The sequence below is a fragment of the Sporocytophaga sp. genome (genome assembly GCF_017745095.1).
GTDB lineage: Bacteria > Bacteroidota > Bacteroidia > Cytophagales > Cytophagaceae > Sporocytophaga.
In genome coordinates this window covers 116387-137446 of record NZ_JAGHZZ010000060.1, presented here as the reverse complement: position 1 = coordinate 137446, position 21060 = coordinate 116387, and the positions used below count along the sequence as shown (strand labels likewise).

18 protein-coding genes are annotated in these 21060 nt (G+C 36.4%); 8 read left to right on the top strand and 10 right to left on the bottom strand.

Annotation, left to right across the window (positions count from 1 at the left end; all coding sequences use genetic code 11):
- The first annotated feature begins 130 nt into the window (after positions 1–130).
- Entirely contained in the window at positions 131–2038 is a 1908-nt protein-coding gene (locus tag J7604_RS26720; RefSeq protein WP_293903631.1) for a sensor histidine kinase, read from the top strand.
- Positions 2039–2070: 32 nt separating this feature from the next.
- Here J7604_RS26720 and J7604_RS26715 read toward each other — a convergent pair whose 3' ends face one another.
- From J7604_RS26715 to J7604_RS26700, 4 genes are all read right to left on the bottom strand, one after another.
- Entirely contained in the window at positions 2071–2421 is a 351-nt protein-coding gene (locus J7604_RS26715) for a hypothetical protein (RefSeq protein WP_293903628.1), read from the bottom strand.
- 61 nt (positions 2422–2482) lie between these two features.
- Positions 2483–2926: a hypothetical protein gene (locus J7604_RS26710; protein WP_293903625.1), complete on the bottom strand. Its 444-nt coding sequence runs from the start codon at positions 2924–2926 to the stop codon at positions 2483–2485.
- Positions 2926–3981, bottom strand: coding sequence for a trypsin-like serine protease (locus tag J7604_RS26705; RefSeq protein WP_293903622.1), 1056 nt, complete (start codon positions 3979–3981; stop codon positions 2926–2928). The genes J7604_RS26710 and J7604_RS26705 overlap by 1 nt, the downstream gene beginning before the upstream one ends.
- Positions 3982–4064: 83 nt before the next feature.
- The gene (locus J7604_RS26700) at positions 4065–4886 is read right to left on the bottom strand and encodes a M48 family metallopeptidase (RefSeq protein WP_293903619.1); all 822 of its coding nucleotides are present in this window, start codon (positions 4884–4886) and stop codon (positions 4065–4067) included.
- A gap of 163 nt (positions 4887–5049) precedes the next feature.
- Here J7604_RS26700 and J7604_RS26695 point away from each other — a divergent pair, with 163 nt between their 5' ends.
- On the top strand, positions 5050–5748 hold the full coding sequence (locus J7604_RS26695; RefSeq protein WP_293903616.1) for an SIMPL domain-containing protein: 699 nt from the start codon (positions 5050–5052) through the stop codon (positions 5746–5748).
- 104 nt (positions 5749–5852) lie between these two features.
- Here J7604_RS26695 and J7604_RS26690 read toward each other — a convergent pair whose 3' ends face one another.
- Positions 5853–7175 (bottom strand): ammonium transporter, encoded by a 1323-nt coding sequence (locus J7604_RS26690; protein WP_293903613.1) that lies wholly within the window; start codon positions 7173–7175, stop codon positions 5853–5855.
- A gap of 630 nt (positions 7176–7805) precedes the next feature.
- On the opposite strand from J7604_RS26690, the gene J7604_RS26685 reads away from it, so the two are divergent.
- Together J7604_RS26685 and J7604_RS26680 are read left to right on the top strand one after the other, a co-directional pair.
- Positions 7806–9503, top strand: a complete 1698-nt coding sequence (locus tag J7604_RS26685) for an FAD-dependent oxidoreductase (protein WP_293903610.1) — start codon at positions 7806–7808, stop codon at positions 9501–9503.
- 42 nt (positions 9504–9545) lie between these two features.
- Positions 9546–10235, top strand: coding sequence for a hypothetical protein (locus J7604_RS26680; protein WP_293903607.1), 690 nt, complete (start codon positions 9546–9548; stop codon positions 10233–10235).
- A 163-nt stretch (positions 10236–10398) separates the two neighbouring features.
- Here the strand turns inward: J7604_RS26680 and J7604_RS26675 are convergent, their stop codons facing one another.
- Both J7604_RS26675 and J7604_RS26670 read right to left on the bottom strand, forming a co-directional pair.
- Positions 10399–11859 carry a cryptochrome/photolyase family protein gene (locus tag J7604_RS26675; RefSeq protein ID WP_293903604.1) on the bottom strand — a complete coding sequence of 487 codons (1461 nt, stop codon included), beginning with the start codon at positions 11857–11859 and terminating at the stop codon, positions 10399–10401.
- A 48-nt stretch (positions 11860–11907) separates the two neighbouring features.
- Positions 11908–12048 (bottom strand): hypothetical protein, encoded by a 141-nt coding sequence (locus tag J7604_RS26670; protein WP_293903601.1) that lies wholly within the window; start codon positions 12046–12048, stop codon positions 11908–11910.
- Between the two features lie 16 nt (positions 12049–12064).
- Between J7604_RS26670 and J7604_RS26665 the strand changes: the two genes are divergently transcribed.
- Complete coding sequence (locus tag J7604_RS26665) at positions 12065–12955, top strand: HAMP domain-containing sensor histidine kinase (protein ID WP_293903598.1); 891 nt, start codon at positions 12065–12067, stop codon at positions 12953–12955.
- A gap of 85 nt (positions 12956–13040) precedes the next feature.
- Here the strand turns inward: J7604_RS26665 and J7604_RS26660 are convergent, their stop codons facing one another.
- Together J7604_RS26660 and J7604_RS26655 are read right to left on the bottom strand one after the other, a co-directional pair.
- A complete protein-coding gene (locus tag J7604_RS26660) occupies positions 13041–14240 on the bottom strand; it encodes a hypothetical protein (RefSeq protein WP_293903596.1) in 1200 nt (399 codons plus the stop codon).
- Positions 14237–15217: a DUF2157 domain-containing protein gene (locus J7604_RS26655; RefSeq protein WP_293903593.1), complete on the bottom strand. Its 981-nt coding sequence runs from the start codon at positions 15215–15217 to the stop codon at positions 14237–14239. Before J7604_RS26655 ends, J7604_RS26660 begins: the two co-directional genes overlap by 4 nt.
- Positions 15218–15284: 67 nt before the next feature.
- Here J7604_RS26655 and J7604_RS26650 point away from each other — a divergent pair, with 67 nt between their 5' ends.
- Both J7604_RS26650 and J7604_RS26645 read left to right on the top strand, forming a co-directional pair.
- Positions 15285–15545, top strand: a complete 261-nt coding sequence (locus tag J7604_RS26650) for a DUF493 family protein (protein WP_293903590.1) — start codon at positions 15285–15287, stop codon at positions 15543–15545.
- 174 nt (positions 15546–15719) lie between these two features.
- Positions 15720–17153 (top strand): MFS transporter, encoded by a 1434-nt coding sequence (locus J7604_RS26645; protein ID WP_293903588.1) that lies wholly within the window; start codon positions 15720–15722, stop codon positions 17151–17153.
- Here J7604_RS26645 and J7604_RS26640 read toward each other — a convergent pair whose 3' ends face one another.
- The gene (locus J7604_RS26640; protein ID WP_293903586.1) at positions 17154–17639 is read right to left on the bottom strand and encodes a nucleoside 2-deoxyribosyltransferase; all 486 of its coding nucleotides are present in this window, start codon (positions 17637–17639) and stop codon (positions 17154–17156) included.
- A 463-nt stretch (positions 17640–18102) separates the two neighbouring features.
- Here J7604_RS26640 and J7604_RS26635 point away from each other — a divergent pair, with 463 nt between their 5' ends.
- Entirely contained in the window at positions 18103–20973 is a 2871-nt protein-coding gene (locus J7604_RS26635) for a T9SS type A sorting domain-containing protein (protein ID WP_293903583.1), read from the top strand.
- The last annotated feature ends 87 nt before the right edge of the window (positions 20974–21060 follow it).

Below are 21060 nucleotides of genomic sequence, written 5' to 3'. Positions count from 1 at the left end.
TCGGGGGAGATTTAGCAAGTGATTGTTTATTAAATGATTTAGTAATCGGAACACCGATTCTTATATGTTTGTTTTCAGGTCTTTTCTTTTAACCCTTCTTTATCTTATCTCATATGCAGGTTATAGCTCGATGCCTATCGAGATAGGTGAAAATGATCCTGAAATGGATTATGTTTTTACCGGAGGAGCAATTGAAATTTTTAAAGATACCAGCAGAAAAGTAACAATCAGGGATATTGTGGATCATCACAATGTGGTATTTGAGCCCTATAATGCTGCTATGGTTGCTACTATCCTCAATTCAAAGGCAGATTATTGGGTGAAATTTACAGTGATCAACAGGAAGGCCACTTCCGGTTGGACAATCGAACTTTTTGATTTTAGAATCGATGATTTTGAGCTATATGTTCCTAATCCTTATGGTGGTTTTGAAAAATTTGAAGGGGGCGATAAAAACAACTTTAATAAGAAGATCTATAAACATAAAAACTTTGCATTTGATGTCAATCTTCCCAGGAACAAGCCTAATGTAATTTATCTGAAAGTAAGATCTGATGGTCCCGTGGGAATCATTGGGGTTATCCGAAATTCAAAACGGTTCTTAGGTTATGCAGTGAGTGAATACTTTCTTCTGGCCCTATTTTATGGAGTGCTTATCTCAATGGTACTCTATAATATCTCTATGTTTATAACTGTCAAAGATAAAGCATATCTCTATTATGTCTTTTATTTGATGAGTATCATTATTTATGCTTCTACTCAGGATGGAACGGGGTTTCAGTACCTTTGGCCTGAAATGCCTGTATTGAATCAATTTCTGCCTGACTTTTCTTTATTGCTTGTTATCCTATTTGTAATACTTTATTGTAGAGCCTTTTTGCGAACAGAGACAGAGTCCATCTGGTTTGACAATATGCTTGTCATGTGGAGTTTTATAAGGATGGGATTGTATCTGGTAAGTTTTGTACATCCGGTTTTGTACAGACTTATTTGCCCCTTTACTGATCTGGTTATTTTTCTGTTTACTTTTGCCGCTGGTATAGAGGCTGTGCGTAGGCAAAAATATAAGCCTGCATTTTTGTATGTTATCGCCTTTGGATTTTTCTTCTTAGGGTATACGATCTATGTTTTCGACCATTTAAGATTTATTTCTCCTTCAATCTTCTATGTTTACAGCCTTAATTTCGGTGTTGCTATGGAGGCTATTATATTCTCACTTGCATTGGCATTAAGAGTTAAACTTTTGCTTAAAGAAAAGCAAGATATGCAAGAGCAGCTTATATATCACTTAAAGGAAAAGGAACAATTCAGGAGTAAGGTCAACAGGGACTTAGAGCAAAAGGTACTGGAAAGAACTCAAAAGCTGGATACCTTTGTATTTAAGGCTTCTCATGACATAAAAGGGCCATTAAGGTCTATCATTGGTCTAACTAAGGTCGGAGCAAAGGACGTAGAAGATCCAAAGGCTAAAGAGTATTTTGAGCATATTTTAAAAAGCACCACCAGGCTAGACCTTCTTCTCGCTGATTTAATCTCCCTTACTAGGATTCAGCAAGCAACATTGAAGGAGGAAGAAATAGATTTTAAAGTACTGGTAGAAGAGTCTATCAACAGCTTTTCACATCTGGAGCTATTTCACGATGTTTCAGTTTATATTGATATTAATGTTCAGGACCCTGTGAAAGGTGATAAATCTCTTTATAGATCAGTGATTCAAAACCTGGTAGAGAATGGTTTGAAGTATAGTGACCCCTCTAAAGAAAATTCATTTTTTAAAGTAATAATAAAGTCATCCGGGAGAAAACTTTCAATGGTTTTTGAGGATAATGGTCTTGGAGTAGATTCTTCATTAAAGGACAAGATTTTTGAAATGTTTTTTAAGATTGATTCAACTTCCGAAGGGTCGGGTTTAGGACTGCACATTGTAAAAATGGCACTTGAAAAGATGGGTGGAAAAATAAGTCTGGAAACTGCTGAAGGCAAGGGGAGTATCTTTACAATTGAAATACCTTTAATTAAACAATTGGATTTTGCTTAAAATATAAAGAACAGGTAATTATACCTGTTCTATTATTCTTCTCCACTTCCTGATTTTTCCAGGTTTATATCTCTGACAATATTGGATCCCGTTGTGCCTGTGTCGATTTTATTATAATCGATCTCATAGGGTAAGGATCCTGCGGAGCCTTGTCCATCTGGAGGGTTATTCTTTCTGTTTCTTATTTTTCCTGTTCCTATAAAGTCTCCTCCTTCTTCTCCTTCTCCGGAGGACAGTCCATTGTGAATTTCTTCACCTACATCTTCAGAAGCTTCTGCCATAAAATCTCCGGCTTCTTCTCCTAATCCTGAAGAAAGTCCGGGATGTTCATCTCTTTCTTTCTCAGCTACTATTTCTTCTATGTCCCGGGATTTTGTTTTCATAATTAATCCTTTGTAATCAAAACAAGTCCTGCAAGGGATTAATTTCAATTTCAATCTGGAATTAATTGGTTGGAATGATTTGAGGATAAGGATTGATCTTAACCGAATAATTTTTTGATATTTTTCTGAGTGGAGAAAGGTCAAACCTTAAGGTATCTAATAACAATCTTCTGCAATGATCGTCTGTTGTAAGATGAAGTAAATTCAATTCAAAAACCGAGGCAGAAGGCTTACCGTTGCTTATTAGGTCAAACTTATGCTGCCTGCATCCACCACCATATTTAACTGTTATAGTTAATACGTCTTTAGTGATCTTTGAAGATAGTATGTCATAGTCCGGGGTTCTAAGTCCCGAAGCGGAATCATTTACTATCTGTATCGCAGGGTATTTACTGTTTTCCTGAGAAGTTGCTGTGGATGCAGGTCCTTTTTTGCAAGAAGCTGTTATAGCGAATAAGAATAGTATGAATGCTTTTAAATAGTTTTTAAAGATTACTTTACTCATTAATTTTTATAAAATTTACCTGAGATCATTTGATTTCTATCCTGTACAAGAATAATGTATAGGCCATCTTTAAGAGAAGATAGGTTGACTTCGTTATTACTAATGGCTCCTTTGCAAAGCAAGCGTCCAGAAACGTCGTAGATGGAATATTCTCCTTCAGATACAGAAGAGTTGAGGTGCATAAAGCCATTGATTACAGTTCCTACACTTTTAGGCTGTGCAATTGATGTAATGGTTGCATTAGAGAGTATCCAGTCTGCATAGTTTGCAACCCTGGTGTAGACTCCTGGCTGGTTAGGTGCAGCACAAGCCCCACCCCAACTTACAATACCGGTCTGAATAGTTTTATTTTCATTTACAGACTTAAAAACGAGGGGACCTCCGCTGTCTCCGGCGCAGGCATCTTTACCTCCGGTAAGAAATCCTGCACAAAGCATGTTTGATGTTACTTCTCCTTCGTAAACAGCATCACTGTTGCAAACAGCATTGGTGATGATCTTTACTTCCACTTCCTGTAAAGTATCTGCCACTAGAGATGTAGGTTGTGTAAATCCCCAACCCATTACAGTACTGGTTAATCCGTTTTTAGTATATATAGTGTCATCTTGTTCAGGTAATGAAACTGGAGTATTCGTTACAGGATTTTCAAGCTGGATAAGTGCCAGGTCTCCGTCTACGGTCACCGGATCATATGTAGGGTGGATAATGATCTTTTTAACATTGATTCTCTTGTAACCTGATTCAGGCTTCGTCAGAGAATAAAAATCAGTAAAAACGTTGATTTGGGATGGTGTATATGGAGTAGTAGTCGAAGTAGTCTCGTCAGTGACGCAGTGTGCAGCGGTAAGTACCCATTCATTATTTATGATTGTGCCACCACAGTATATTGCACTCTCGGGTGTGGGTTCATCGGAATATCCGATAGCTACCATCCAGGGATAAGCGCCTTTGGCTGCATTTTTTCCTCCGATGATTCTTTTAATCTGTGCTGTTGCAGTAAAAACTAAAGAGTTAAATACGATACAGGCTAGTATGATTGGTAAAAATTTTTTCATCTTAGTCGGTTTTGGTTTCTATAATAGCTTAAAATGACAAAAATGTTTTGTTGTAAAAAAAGTAAAGGCTGATTTTGTCAGCCTTAATTTTTGTTGTTTAGTAGTTTTATAATTTCTTTATGCTTTACTGTACTTGTGTCTCCTTCTTTAGATCCCATTTCTTTCCATTTAGAATTAATATCATCGATGCGGTTTTGGGAAGCTGGGTGAGTACTTAAAAAGTCCGGAATTTCGTTATGATCTTTTTCCTCTTTAATAAGCTTTTTAAAAAATCCACCAACTCCTCTAGGGTCATATTTGGTGTCGTAAAGGTATTCAACAGCATATTCGTCAGCTTCTTTTTCATCTCCACGGCTAAATTTTAAAGAGAGAAGTTGCTGGCCAACATTAACGAGATCTTCGTAATCCGAACCAAATATCATGGAGATTACTACCCCTGTGCCATAAGATTCAGCTAGTTGTTTTACAGTATGTCTGTTTTCTGCATGCGCTATCTCATGAGCAAGTACGCCTGCAAGTTCAGATTCAGAATCGACATACTTAATTAGGCCAGTGTAAACGTAGATATAGCCGCCAGCTACACAGAATGCGTTAAGTGTATTGTCGTCCTGAATAATTTTTACGGTGTAGGGAAACTGATCTTTGTATTTTATTTTATCAGAATTTATCAGCTGATTTTTGATGTTTTCGACATATGCATAAACTTCCTTATTTTTTTCAGGATCAAGGAAGGGATATTCGGATTGACTTTCATTGATCTGATAGGAAAATTGTTCTCCCAGATTTTTATCAATATCCAGTGGAATCATTTCCATTACAGAATTGCAGCTGGAAAAGAGCATAACAGACAGAAGTAAGTACCACCTTTTTAACAAAAACATTGATGTTGTATTTAAAAGATTCATAAAATCTAAACGAATATAAATTTAGGAAAAATCTGTAAAGCAAATAATTCTTTTTGTGTTGCCTCACTGAACTGGCCATTTTACTTATTCATAATGGAGGTTCCCTAATTTCCTGTGGAATTTATTTTTCTGTCATTTTACCTTTCTGAAAAATGATAAAAAAATGAAAAATTTAAGATTGTATATAGTGCCAATAGCAGTATTCATTGGTCACATTACATCAGGTCAGACCCTTATTGCACAGGAAGAGAAGCCTCATATTGATGTGGTTGGAACAGCTGAAATGGAGATTGTTCCGGATGAAATTTACCTGAGTATCATTATAAAAGAACGATATGAAGGAAAAGAAAAAATAGATGTGGAACATCAGGAAGCACAACTTAGAAATTCTTTAAAGGAAATAGGGATTAATCTCAATAATTTCTATTTGTCTGATGCAAATGCGGATTTTGTGAAGATCAAATGGAGATCTAAAGAACTGTTAAGTCAAAAGGATTACACTTTAAAAGTCGATGGAGCAACTACTGTTGGCAAGGTCTTTATGCAGTTGGATAAATTGAAAATCTATGATGCTTCAATTTGGAAAGTTTACCATTCGAAAATGGATAGTCTGAAAAAAGAAGCGAATATAAAAGCAATAAAAGTTGCGAAAGAAAAGGCAAATTATCTTTTAAGTGCTTTAGGGGAACAAGCTGGTAAGGTTATTTGGGTTAATGATTCGGGGGCATCTGTTTCTCCGATATTGTATGCCAATTCAAATGAACGTCTTGATTTGAGTTATGGTAAGTTTAAAAATGAAGAGCTACAGTTCCAGAAAATAAAAATATCAGCAAGTATTCAGGTTAAATTTCAAATTAAATAAATTCTTGTTTACTAAGTAAAATACTGCTGTGAGGTTTTTAAAAAGAATAAAAAAAAGCTGCCACGTTACCGGGGCAGCTTTTTGATTTATCAAAGTCAGAAGTATTATGCCACAAGTACTTTTTCTTCGTGTTGAGAAAGATCCAATCCTTCTTTTTCTTCTTCTTCTGTTACTCTTAGAGGGGCGATTAAGTTAGTAACTACAAGAAGTATATAAGAACCTACGAAAGAGAATGCTACAACAATACCTAAAGCGATAAGGTGAGTTACGAAAAGTGTAGTTTCACCGAAAGCCAGGCCGTTACCTGTTGTGTTTGCAGAGTTTACTGCAACATGAGCAAAAATAGCTGTGAAAAGCATACCGCTCATTCCTCCAACACCGTGGCAAGGGAATACATCAAGCGTATCATCGATACCGGTTTTAGCTCTAAGGCCTACAACGATATTACTGATTAAGCTAGCGCCGACACCTATTACAACACTAGATGCAATTGTTACGAAACCAGCAGCAGGAGTGATAGCTACAAGACCAACAACTACACCGATACAAAATCCCATTGCAGATGGTTTTTTACCTTTAACAGAATCAAATAAGATCCAGGCAATACCAGCAGCAGCAGCAGCGATGTTTGTAGTAGCGAAAGCAGAAGCAGCAAGTGCAGAAGCTCCAACAGCTGAACCAGCGTTAAAACCGAACCATCCGAACCATAATAAACCTGTACCTAGTAATACAAATGGTATGTTTGCAGGAGCAGGTTCGACATGTTCTTTTCTCTTGCCTAAATAGATAGCAGCAGCAAGAGCAGCACAACCAGCAGAGATGTGAACAACAGTTCCACCAGCAAAGTCTAGAACTCCCATTTTGAATAGGAATCCTTCAGGATGCCATGTCCAGTGTGCAATCGGAGCATAGATAAACATGCTGAAAAGACATGCAAACAAGATATAAGAAGTGAATTTGATTCTCTCAGAGAATGATCCTGTTATTAATGCCGGTGTGATAACCGCAAATTTTAACTGGAAGAAGGCAAAAAGAACCAAAGGAATAGTTGCAGCTAATGGCCATGGTTTCCCATCTAATACATTCTGAAACATAAAGAATGAGGTAGGGTCTCCGATAAAACCTCCGATGTCTTCACCAAAAGCAAGGCTGAAACCAACTGTAATCCATAGTACAGAGATGATACCCATACATATGAAACTTTGTAACATGGTAGAGATTACGTTTTTCGCGTTAACCATTCCACCATAAAAAAGTGCAAGTCCGGGAGTCATTAGGAGTACAAGCGCTGCGGATGCCAACATCCATGCGATGTCACCTGTGTTAAGACCTTCTGTTTCGATTGATTTTGGAACACCCGGGAAAGCAAATGCCAGTGCAGTAACAACCAGCAATACCGCAAATGGGACAATTGATAGTTTTTTCATAAGGTAGTTAAAATTTAGTAAAGGTTAATTGTGAACTAAAATTAGTAAATTTTCTTAAAACAAGTAAAATTTTTGGGTATAAAATTTATAAAATATATTTATTGTTGCTTTTTGTGTCAAAAATTTGACCTACTTTTAATTAAAACTAGTAAAAAACCATATTACTACCTAATTTTTTAAAGTAGAATTTTTTTGAGATTAATAAATTACTGAACTTCTGTTAATTAAAAATGCCAATTTTAGCCAATTTGGCCATTTTTTTAGGTAGGTAAGATGAAAAATTGAATTCTTATATACGACATACCCATTTTTTGAAAGTATGTTTGTTGTGTTTTGTGTATTTTTTGGGTTTTAGGTATAAAATTTATCCAATTAGTTGTTTTGGGAGCGGTTTTGTCAAAGTGAATTATAATTTAAAATACATTAAACTTATTCTTACTCCTTAGTATATATAAATAGGGTATTTTTTAGCTTTTATTATAATGTGAAATATTGTCTAGGAATAGGTCATTCTTTTTAATCTTGTCGACTTATTCGAATTCTTCATCTAGTTCTTATTGAGAATGCCAGTAATCTCTTGCCTTTTCAATTGGGCCCATCGTATTAGAAGTATTTTAAACCTGAATTTTTATGGATCCCAAAAAGAAAAGTGTCATCATTCTTGGAGGAGGAATTGGGGGGTTGAGCGCTGCTCATGAATTAATCAATAGAGGATTTAATGTTATAGTATTTGAATCCAAGGACATTCCCGGAGGTAAGGCGCGAAGTCTTTCTGTGCTAAACACCGGAACGGATGGACGGAAAGATCTGCCAGGAGAACATGGTTTCCGCTTTTTTCCACGGTTTTACAAGCACATCGTTGCTACCATGAAGGAAATTCCCTATGGTGAAAATAAAAACGGTGTTGCTGATAATCTGGTGGATACCACCCGTATTCAAATGGCAAGGTTTGGAAAGGAGCCTGTTTTGATGCCAGCCAGATTTCCGCGATCTCTTGGTGAGTTTATTCAAATACTTGCCGATGGTCTGGATCTTAACCTTGGTCTCTCTACAGAAGAAAAAGCTCTTTTTGCGAAAAAGGTCTGGCAACTAATGACAAGTTGTAAAGAAAGACGAAAACATGAGTATGAAAGGATAAGCTGGTGGGAATACCTTGATGCTGATCAGCAATCTCTTGCTTATCAAAGTATTTTTGCCAAAGGCCTTACTCGAACCTTGGTAGCGGCAAGAGCAGAAGAGGCAAGTACGAAAACTGGTGGTGATATTTTTATCCAGCTTTTATTTGATATAGCGAAGCCGGGGATTAGTTGTGACCGAGTGTTATGTGGTCCTACCAATGAAGTCTGGATAGATCCATGGCTTGAATACCTGAAAAAGAAAGGCATTGAATACAGATTCAATTCAAAGGTTCAAAGCATTAATTGTGCTGATAATGCAATTAAGAGTGTCACCATTTCCTGCAATGGAAAGCAGCAAGAGTTTACTGCAGATTATTACATTTCCGCAGTGCCTGTAGAGGTAATGGCCAGCTTACTTAACCAGGACCTTATAAAAATTGATCCTACATTAAATTACCTCAAAACGCTCAGTCAATATGTTTCATGGATGAATGGTACCCAATTTTACCTGAATACCGCTATAGAATCAATTCCTGGTCATTCTATTTATATAGATACTCCATGGGCTCTTACTTCCATTTATCAGTGTCAGTTTTGGAAAAACTTCAGTATAAAACAACATGGTGATGGAAAGGTGAAAGGTATATTATCCGTAGATGTTTCTGATTGGAATACCCCAGGAATTCTTTATAACAAGCCTGCCAAAGAATGTACAAAAGAGGAAATTATTAAAGAGATCTGGGAGCAGTTAAAAAGAAGCCTGAATGTAAATGGTAAGGAAGTGTTAAAGGATGATTATCTGCATTCTTCTTTTATCGATCCGGATATTGTGTTTGAAAACCCTATGCGTAATGAAGAGCCGTTGTTGGTCAACTGCACAAATACCTGGGATTTGAGGCCATATGCATATACTCAGATTCCCAACTTTTTTCTTGCATCTGATTATGTGAAAACCAATACAGATCTTGCTACTATGGAGGGAGCTAATGAAGCTGCCAGGAGAGCAGTTAATAGCATTCTGGATGCTTCCGGTGTAAAGGCTCCTAAGTGCAAGATATGGGACCTGCATGAACCAGCAATATTTGCGATACTTCGATGGAGAGATTTGCAGAGATACAAAAAAGGATTGCCATGGTCGCATCATCAGCCATTTATAATTAAAGTACTGCATAAAATAAGGTTCTGGTTTTATGAAAAATCAGGACGATAACTATATGTGTTGTTTAATTAACTACTTAAATCTTTTATAATTATGGAAAAGCTAATAAATCTTGAAGTGTACTCACCTCTGGACCTGGGCTTGTTTGGGGTGTGCTGCATATTTTGGTTTCTTGTTTACATCATTGTAATTATAAATATCATTAAACATAAAGTGGTCGAAATTCCGGTAGCAGCGGTGGTTGCCAATTTTTCATGGGAGTTGCTCTGGAGTTGGTGCTTTCATACAAATCTAGGTGAACTATTCCAATGGGGGTATAGGATATGGTTCTTTATGGACATCTTTATTATTTACAGCATTTTCAAATATGGTCATAAGCAATTTCAGCTTGAACCATTTAAAAAGCAATCAGTGGTAATTACAGCTTTCGGACTTGCCTTTTGGATGATAGGTTTATATTTCCTTATTCCTGAGCATGACACAGACGGCTTTGGTGCCTTTTCTGCTTATCTTATCAATACATATATGAGTGCATTTTACTGTTATCAGATTATAAGACAACCTGGATTTGGAATCTCCAATGCAAATGGCTGGTTTAAAATGATTGGCACTGCAGGATGTTCAGCAATGATTTATAATCATTTCTGGAATATCCCCGGTTATAAAGGGTTGATGGCTTTATGTGCAATTACTTTATTCCTTGATTTATGGTACATTTATTTGCAGTATAGTCGGGTGGGTGTGAGAAGCAGTGAGGGGAAGATGAACTTCGTTCCAGCATGAGGGTAAAGCACAAAGCGGAAAGCTTAAAGCGAAAGGTATATTTAGTTAAATTCTTCATCTGAAGGAAGGGGACTTCCGGTTGAAACAACTTAATATAGTAGGGAAATCTATTAATTGGGGGACCTTGCAATTACTTTAAGCTTTGTGCTTTCCGCTTTCCGCTTTAAGCTTTGCCCTCTAAGAATTTATCAGCCTTATCATAATACCCCTTAATAGTTCGTTTATCTTTTTTATCAAGTAGTCTTAACATCAAAGTCATTCTTGGATTACTTTGAAATTTCTTTTTATGTAAATCAATAAATCTCCAATACAAACTGTCCCAGATTTCTGTCCATGGTCCCCGGGGATAATCGCTCATTTTTAATATGTAGTTTGAGCCAGAAATATATGGTTTGGTAGTAATAACCTGGCCAGCAGCAAACTGGCTCATCCCATATACATTTGGTACCATTACCCAGTCGTAAGCATCAATATACATCTCCATAAACCATTTATAAACTTCATCAGGATCTGTTTCACAAAGAAGCATGAAGTTTCCCATTATCATAAGACGTTCTATATGATGATTATAAGAATTGCTAAGCACATTTGAGATGGTATGATCGAGTGGTAAGATCGCAGTAGATGCATCCCAGAATGATGGGGGCAATTTTCTTTTATGATTAAAATAATTTTCTGTCCGGATATGTCTTCCTTTAAATAGATATACAGCCCTCATGTATTCACGCCAACCAATGATTTGTCTAATGAAACCTTCTAATGCATTTATCGGAATCTCATTTTGATGTTCCATAACTTTTGCCAAAACATCTTCCGGAGTTAGCAATCCTGAATTGAGAAGTGGACTAATGACTGAATGATAAATAAATGGATATTTAGATGAGATTGCATCCTCGTAAGTGCCGAATAAATTTAACCTTTGATTAATAAAGGTGTTCAGCCATGTTTGAGCTTCTTCGTGAGAAATGGGATATAAAAAGGGCGTTGCAGTTCCCGGATTGGTGCCAAAATTTTTTTTTACATAATCAACAGCTTCTTTTACAAATGTATTCGTGTGAGGAAAATGAATTATCGGAGGTCTATGGTTTTTAGGAAGTTTTTTTCTGTTTTCATTGTCATAGCTCCATTTACCTCCTCTTGGTTTTCCATTGTCTATCATTAAGTCCAGGCGTTTTCTTTCATGAGAATAAAAATCGGCCATATGAAATCTATTATTGGAAAAATAGTCTTCAAGATTTCTGGTAGTATTAAGAAACATTGGAGAATTTTCTATAACTGTCTTGATACTATAAATAGCTGCATTTTTTTCTATCCGTATTGAAAGCCAGTCGTCTATGGGATCTATATAAGTAATCTGAGTAATTTCATTTTTAATCAATTCTTTAAATAGTGTTTCGGTATCAGAAAATTTTACCTGTTCTAAATATATGCATTTGAATCCCTTTGAGATAAGTTGTTGTTCATAAGCCTTCATACTTGCCCTGTGAAATACAAGTTTTTGCTTATGAAATTTAAATTGGGTAAAAAGTAAGGGCTCTTCAATTAAACAAAATAACTGGTTCTTTTTTCTGTTGAAATTAATTTCGAATAACTGATGTGGGAATATTAAAAAAGCTTGATTCATAGAGTTTTTTAAAAGTTGTGAAGAGGCAATAGGATTCAGATTAATTCGTTACTTTTGCAATTCGGAATTATATTCCTCTCTGCTTACACTGGTGACGGGGGAGTCCGTCACCTCTTTTTTCTCCAGTTTATCCACATTTTTTAATTTATTTTGAATCCTTTTCCTGACAAAACCAGTAATTAGAAGCATTGGTTTAAAGATATGTATGAAGGAAACCCAGACTTTTGATTATCAGCAATTTTTAGAAATTCAAAAAGAAAACGCAAGGCTTAAAGAACATATCACTACTCAGGAGAATATGTTCGGAATGACGCTGCGTAATATGGGTGGTCTTAATCAGGAACTTAAGTTTGCCAAAGAGAAAATTAAAGAACAGAATCTTCTTTTGGAGAAGATAGTTGCTGATCGTACAATAGAACTGCTTGCAATCAATAACCAACTTAATGCATTGTTATATCGGGCATCTCATGATATGAAAGGTCCCGTAAGCACTTCTGAAGGTCTACTTAATCTTATAGAGCTTACTAATGATCAGGAAGAGATTAAAGAAATGTCCAATTTAATGAGACTGACTTTACGCAAGTTAAGCAGATTACTGGACGGACTTTCATTCCTTGGGAGGTTAAAAACAGAGAAAAGCATTATCTCCAGAATAGATTTCGATACTTTCTTCACAGAGTTTAAAGATAAACTTTACCAAAATCACTCACATCGTTTTCCGGTCATTCATACTCAACTTCCGGAAAACAGGGATTTCAATTCAGATCCTGATATTTTGCATGTCATCTTCAGAGAGATATTTGAAAACAGTATTGTTTTCGGAAGAAATGAAAGGTTAGAAATTACCTTTGTGATGGATATAACACTTGACCATATTACTTTTTCTATTACAGATAATGGATATGGAATAAGAGAGGGAGTGCTTAGTCTTGTTACAGAAATGTTTTTCAGAGGCAGTGAAAAGTCTGAAGGTAGTGGGATGGGCTTATTTCTTGTACAAAGCGCTGTAGAGCATTTACAGGGAGAACTCTTTATTTCCAGTGGAGAGAAAAATGGGACAACAGTAAAGATTATTATCCCCAATAATACTTTTTGATTTATATTCTGTTAATTGTTTCTGAATAATGCCCCTTGAGTAAAGCAAAGGGATTATATTAAATTTATCTTAAGTTGCTCCCTAATCAGAACTTCCCTCCTGAACCACCACCTCCGAAATTACCTTCTCCAAATGTAAAATCATCTTGTTGCGCTGAGTCTTTTCCCATTGTCTCTGCAATTACCAGAGCTTCTGCATCAGTTAAGTTGAATTCTTTTTCTAATACATCCTTATCTAGTGTTAATCCCACTTTAGGCGTTTTCAAAAGTTTATTTACCAACCATGCAACACCAATCATAATAATTCCGGCAAGTGTAATCGTTATTTCATGATGGCCAAGACTGAAATAATATTTAAATGTAAATACTGCCAATGTAATCAGCATCATGCCTAGCTGAAGTTGTAGCCTGTCTTTTTTTATTATACCAAAATAAATGTATAGCAAAGGTATAACAGTTGTAGTAATGTAGAATATCCAGGCAAGTGGTATTTGAGTGCTTGAATATTCATTATTCAATATTGCATTAAGTTCCCTTACCACGAAGTAATTAACAGAAAGATATAAGGTAAGTAAACTGAGCAGTTCTAGGATATTGAAATTATCTTTCCAAAGCAGCCTTCTTTCAACATAACCATATTTTTTAACGAGCTGATATATTAGAAAACTTATAATGCATATGACAAAAGGACAAATTGCTTTCCCTATATTTCCTGCATTAGATACAATATAGAAGACAATGTAAATGAATATTCCGAATGCCAGTGCTGTGAGCAAGCGGTCTACATAGCGTATTGCAAAGAAAATGAGGATGGGTAAAGAAAATGCAAGTATCTGTATTGTGTAGTCAGTATTATCATAATAAGATTCACTATTGTGATTTAAATTATCAAAGAAAATTCCGATCACAGAAATAAGAAGACCAACAGTTGCATATTGCAAAGCATCATCAACACCTGCTCTGAAAAACTTTTTTTCTTTAATTACGATTTCGGTGGTGAATCCTGTAATGATTGCATAAATCAAAATTCTGATCAACAAGCCTGTTTGTGAGCCGCTATCACCATATGTTATAAGAGTGACAAGACCAAGACTTGCACCAATCAGTATTGCGGTGAAGAGGAATAAGCCTGTCCGTATAAAGAAATTGGGTGTATAGAGATCATTTATATATTTACCTTTTATCTTCTCAAATAATGATTCGGATAGTAATTGTTTTTCCTTCCAGATCTTAGTCTGCTCAATAAGTCTGAGATTTTCCAGTGATTTTTTGTTATAGATAATCATATTTTCAACAGACTTTTATGATTCTTGATTAGGTAAACTGCCATAGCACAACTGCCGATAAAATAGAAAAATCCAAAGTAGACTAATTCAAAGCCTGCTCCGGTTTTAAACATTAGATAAAAAATAATATAGGTAACACCTATATATAAATAGATGAGAATGAAAAGCAGGAAATAATAAGATTCAAGTTTTCTTGCCTGGAAATAATAAACTCCTGCCAGTACAAATAAAACTGGTATAAAGACAAGGTGATTGGTTTCTAAAAATAAACCAGACAATGTTGCTATGAAAAGAATATGAATGGCGAAGTTGAGATAAGTAAATGCAAAATGATTCTTCAGATTGATCCTTTGAAACCCAATTGCCAAGGCATTCAGAAAGCAACCCAAACCCAGAGCAGTCCATATATAGGAATGGTCAGTGAAGTTGTCCAGGCCATCTAATACTGCTCTTGGAGTTACTGCTATACCTGCCCAACCTGCAAGACCGGTAACTGCCATACTTAAAACACCCTTATGATCAAATCTGTATGCAAGAAGGAAGAATAAGAGCGTAGGGATAATAGTGGCAGTACCATATTGTGTTCCGAATATGGTGTATTGGACTTGCAGATATGTTTCCAGTGATAAAAAAAGCAAGCATCCGAGAAGCAATATATAATCATTCCATGGAGAGGTACTGATTATTTCATTAAAGGAAAAGGGCTCACTTTTTTTGAAAGTAATGTAGAAGCAGGCCGTGCATGCCAGTCCTATAAGGGAAATAATTGAAATATGGCCGATGGAGTCAATATTCAAATAAATAATTAAACCAGCTCCTGCTGAGAAAAGTAATACTCCCAGGTATAAAACTGTTTTTACTTCCCAAAAGAGTGAAAAAAGCTTGGTTTGCTCATAGTTTTCAAGCTTTTCTTTGTTTTCGGTGGAAATGATTCCATCTGTGAGCAAAGTATTTAAAATAAATTTTCTTTCAGGCATGAGAAAGTTTTACGATTTTTAGCATGTTTTTTGGAACGCAATTTTAATAGTTCCAGTTACCAAATTTATGGAAGATAAGAAATTTAAAGGTTTGCAGGAAAGGCTTGAAAAATTATCATGGCCATCCATTTACATGTTCAAGTTTATTGTTCCTACCGAGAAAGAAAAAGAGTTGGTTGATATTTTTGAGGGAAGAATTACAGAGAAAAAATATTCACAAAAAGGAAACTATGTGAGTGTTACATCTACATTCGCTGTTGAATCTGGAGAGTCTGTAATACATTATTATAAAGAAGCTTCCAAAATTGAGGGTGTAGTAGCCTTATAAATTTTAAAACATTGACTATTTGAAAGACTTTAACATAAAAGCAAAAAGCCGTCCCATTAAGGGACGGTTTTTTGCTTTTATCAGGTTTTTTTTTAGGTTTTCCCTTTAGTTTAGCTATTTCTCCATTTATGAAGTTATAGTATAGTGTATAATCATATGTAGAATACTTTTTAAATGATAGATACCGGGAAAGTACCTGAAAATAAATACAAAAATAAGTGGTTGATCCTCGCTAATGTTTCATTTGGTGTGTTAATGGCTACACTTGATGGAAGTATTGTAAATATTGCACTTCCCACAATTAAAACAGAGCTTCAAGCTGGTAATGCAGTTCAGTGGATTGTGGTATCTTATTTTCTTACAACTACAAGTACCTTGCTGATCATGGGCAGGATCTCTGATATAATCGGAACGAAGCCTGTATATGTCTCTGGATTTGCAATATTTACTATTGGTTCTTTGCTCTGTGGAATTGCACCAGGTATATGGTATTTGACAGCCTTTAGGGTAATTCAGGGGATAGGTGCTTCCATGTTGTTTGCTGTAGGGCCGGCGATCATTGCAAATGTTTTTGAGCCCAAGGACCGTGGAAAGGCTTTAGGTCTAATCGGTACGATAGTCGCTACTGGCAATAGTCTTGGTCCTGTTTTGGGTGGAATCTTACTGGGATCATTAGGGTGGAAAAGCATTTTTTTTGTAAATGTTCCACTTGGGATCATCGCAATTATATTTACGCTCAAAAATATTCCAGGAGGAGCTGAAAGGAAAAAGGAGTACTTCGATTATCCTGGAGCACTACTGTTTCTTGGCGGAGCAATATTATTTCTGGTTGGGCTTTATCTGGGGCCATTGGATGCTTATGGATGGAGCAACAAGGCTGTGATAATGTATCTTATAGCAGGGGTAATACTTCTAACCTGTTTTTTCTTTTGGCAGAAAAAGGCCCCGGTCCCTATGCTAAACTTTGCCCTGTTTAAAAGAAAAAATTATAGTTATTCAATAATATCGGCCTGGCTGGCATTTACATCCACTGGAGCTAACTTCTTTATTTTACCTTTTTACCTGCAGCAAATTTTGAACTACCCTCCTGAAAAGGCGGGCTTTATTTTGCTTGCAGGTCCCGCGACGCTCAGCATAATAGCTCCTATAGGAGGGTTTCTTTCCGATAAAGTCGGTCCGCGTTTTATAGCTACAATTGGTCTTATAATTACAGCTGCAGGTTATTTTTCCTTTACATTTATTACAGAAAACTGGGACTGGCACCAGATTGTATGGAGAAGCGCTTTGGTTAGCCTTGGCTTTGGATTGTTTCAATCTCCCAATAGCTCCAGAGCTTTAAATTCCGCTCCCGCCCACCTTAGAGGTGTGGGAAGCAGTGCACTTGCTTTTATGAGAAATCTAGGGCTACTGATGGGAGTTTCAATAGCGGCGGCTATATGGTATTCATTCAGAAAGCAAATTGCTCATTCATCAGGTATTAAAGAGTTAAGCAATCATGCTCAAGTTTATGGAATGCATTTTGTTTATTATGCTTTGACACTGTTTGTTCTTGGCGCTGCAATATTGTCTTACCTCAATATTCCTGAAAATGAAGGAGAGCAAGTGTAATTAACTCAAAGCTTCAATACATTCTTCAAAGGTTCTGAAGATTTTACCTCCTGATTGTACTATTGCATAATGAATCATTAGGTTTACACAGTGACCAAAATCTTCTACTTCGCTGTATTCAGGTTGTTTGGAGATATCAAACATCTTTTTTGTCGTTTCTGGAATTGTACATTCTGGTTCGGTACAGTAGGCATAAATCTTTTTCTTTTTACCGAATGCCATCCCTATTTCAAATGCAGTACCATCATCCATGCAAGCTCCCCGAAATGGATCTATATTCGCTACCACAACATCTGCCATTTCAATCATCTGGATATTTCCATTGAAGATTTGTTCGCATTCAAGTTCGGCTTTTGTCGGGTCAATCTGATTATCTAGTGGAATCAAGGCTTTATGCCCTTTGGAAGAAAGAAAAGTATCCAGTTTATGGAAGTGTTCTTTTGCATTTTGCCTGAATACGTCAGGACCGGCAAGGTAAATTTTCATGCTGTATATCTATATTGTTGAAGCAAGATAATGCAAATATCTTTTTGATGTTTTATGATTTATTAAAACTGGATTTTTTTTAGGTTAATATTTATCATGTATAACTATGCTGCATAAATATTCAAACTTCCTCTGAATTCTTTGAGGTTAATTATTCCCTATTCCTGAATTATACCTTTGAAAAGCTTACTTTGGTTAATAATTAAAAAATCTTTTAATCAAATAGTTACAGTGTTCGAGGGAAAATGTTGAAAAAAAATTTTAAATTTTTCGATATAGTTATATTAAATATCAGAATAGTTAAATATTTTTAGTGTGTAAATTGATTACTATTTCCCCCCTCAGAGTATTAAAGAGGAATAATTTAATCTATTTATTATCTCATCATTTTGTATTTATTGAAGAAAAGCCGCATTTCTTCGAATACACAATCAAAATCATTTATATATAAAGCTCAAGATTAATGAACAAGCATTTTGCTTTTCTAAAAAACTGCGGTCTGTTAATATTTCTATCAGCCCTATCGCTTATTCAAGCTCTTTCGGCTCAACCATTGGTTTTAAATCAATATGCTAAGGTGGTCGATTTTCCATCCTGTAATCCCTGTCTTAATCCTTGTAATAAGGTCATTGTAGATGATGTCACATCATTTGCAGTTGGGGATGAAGTCCTTCTTATTCAGATGAAAGGTGCTGATATAAGCTGGGCACAGGATACTACTTTTGGAGACATTATTAGTTATGGTAGTACAGGTTTCCATGAAGTCCTTTCAATTGCTGCGATCAACGCGGCTACAAAGCTCATTACATTTGATAATACCATTGGAGGAAATTATTTTGTAGATGGAAAGGTACAGCTTGTAAAGAAGTTTATAGCTCCTGGAAATTATACTGTTCCTGCCGGAGGGATTACATGCGCTCCCTGGGATGGAAACAAGGGTGGGGTTTTGTTTATGGAGGTAAATGGTACTCTGTCTCTTTCAGGAAGTATAGATGTTACAGGTATGGGCTTCAGAGGAGCGGTGAATCCTAACAGCAATCTAGATATTACGGAATGTGGTACGGGAGGGCCTCCAGGTGATGAATTTGCAAATGGTATATTTTTCCTTGATGGTGCCAACCTTCAATGGGCAGGGAGGAAAGGAGAAGGGATTACTGAATTCAGAAATCCTCAGTATGAATTAGGTACAGGTAATCTTGCCAATGGAGGAGGCGGTGGATTAAATCATAATGCAGGAGGAGGTGGCGGTTCCAATATGGGGGCCGGAGGAAGAGGAGGAAACTCTTATATAGGTATATCCAATGAAATTTGTGGGGTGATATCCAATGGGTCTGGTGGTATCGCTCTTGACAGGATGGGAGGCTTGCGTCTATTCCTTGGTGGTGGTGGTGGTGCAGGACATGAGAATAACCATAGAGGAAATTCAGGTGGAGATGGCGGTGGTATCATTGTGATAAAGGCTGACAAGATTGAAGGCAATGGAAACAAAATAATCTCTGATGGTTTTATCGGTTTTAACTACGATCTTATTCAAGGAGGAAAAGGTGAAAATGACGGTGGTGGCGGTGGAGGTGCCGGTGGCTCTATTAAAATTGAATGTAATGATTTCGGTACTTCAGCACTTACAATTCAAGCTCGAGGAGGTAACGGAGGAAGCCTTACAGCCGCGGAACATGGTCCTGGCGGTGGAGGCGGTGGAGGTCTCGTTTGTTTTAATGCTGCTTCTATTAGCAACGCTTTAGTAAAGGTAGTTTCAGAAGGCGGAAATCCGGGTTTAACAGCTGGAGACTCTGTTAGTTATGGCGCTATAGCGGGATCTCCGGGCATAACAGGTTTTTCCTGTTCTACTATTTCTTCTCAACCTCCCAAAGTTATTCTGTTTTCCGCTGGTAGCGATCAAACCCTTTGTAATCCTGGGGTAGCAGTTCTTGATACCAAATTAGAAAAGACAGGAACTTCCTTTATCTGGTATAAAGACGGTGTGGAGTTAACAGCAGAAAAAGATTCGGTTTATACAACCAATGCTCCGGGAACTTTTGTAGTAAAAGTAACTACAGCCAATTGTTCCTCAACAGATACAGTGGTGATTAAAAAAATCGGGAATGAAGTTCCTGTAAATCAATATTTCTGTGATAACGCTGGCCCTGCAACTGTCACTCTTGAAGTTGGTAATCCTGAAGCTGCGGCGAAATATGGCTGGTTTACCGAGGAGAACGGAGGTACACTTATTCATGTAGGAACCAACTATACTGTTTCGGGACTCACTAAGGATACTGTGTTCTATGTTGTAGATACTGTTAAAGTAACTACTGTTTTGGGCCCTACCGGAGCTGGAGCAGCCCAGGAATATTATATATCTGAAGGAAATAATGATATTACCGTTCAAGAGGAATTAAGGAAATTTAATGTATTAGCTCCGATAAAACTCAAGTCAGTGGAAGTAAGAGCTGCATTGAATGCAGGTGGTTGCGGTTACAACAATACATTTACTCGGAGTATAACCATTCAGCTTTTTCAGAATGGAGTTGCAACAGGTCAAACAGCAACAGGCACTATTCAATGTGATGTTCCGACTAAAGTTGTCTTGAATTTTGATATTCCTCCAGGAAATAATTATGAATTAAGAATTGATGGTATTGATAAAGCTTTTTTTAAAATCAGCGATGAAGAAGAAGCTTATTCCATTCCTGTTGTAATGACCATTCTTCCAAATCAGAAGAAATCAGGAGCGTTCTTTAATTGGGAGATTGAGTATGGAGCTCCGTGCGGAAGAATGCCTATCTGGGCTAAGAAGAGCTGTCCGCTACCATTAATGCTCTTATCTTTTTCAGGAGTGAGTCAGGATGGAGTAGCAAACTTGTATTGGTCCACAGCTTTGGAAAAAAATGTTGAAGGCTTTATAATTGAAAGCAGTAGTGATGGATTTAATTTTGACTCAAAAGGGTTTGTTTCTGCAACAGGCCTTGGCCACTATCAGTTTCAAGATGTGAATGGAGGTAGCAGTTTTTATTATAGGCTTAAAATGGTTGAAAAAGATGGTACTTTTACTTATAGTCTCATCATACATCTGAAAGGTGACAATGAAGATTATATCAACCTATTTCCAAATCCTGCTTCAGAGGTATTGTATCTCCAAATAGTGACTTACGGAAAATCATCTGTGTTAATAGAATTATCAGATGTTGTAGGAAAACAGATTTTAACAAAAGATCATATTATAGAAAAAGGCCTTAATACACTTCCTATCAATGTATCTTCATTACCTATAGGTGTTTATTTTCTGAGCATATTAACATCAGAAGGCATTGAAGTTAGAAAGTTTGAGAAGAGATAAAGCTGTTATTCTTAGAGGAATTAAAGTCCTTCTCCTTCAGGATATGGCCGTCAACTTAAGCAAGTTTAGAATTACATAATTCTTAAT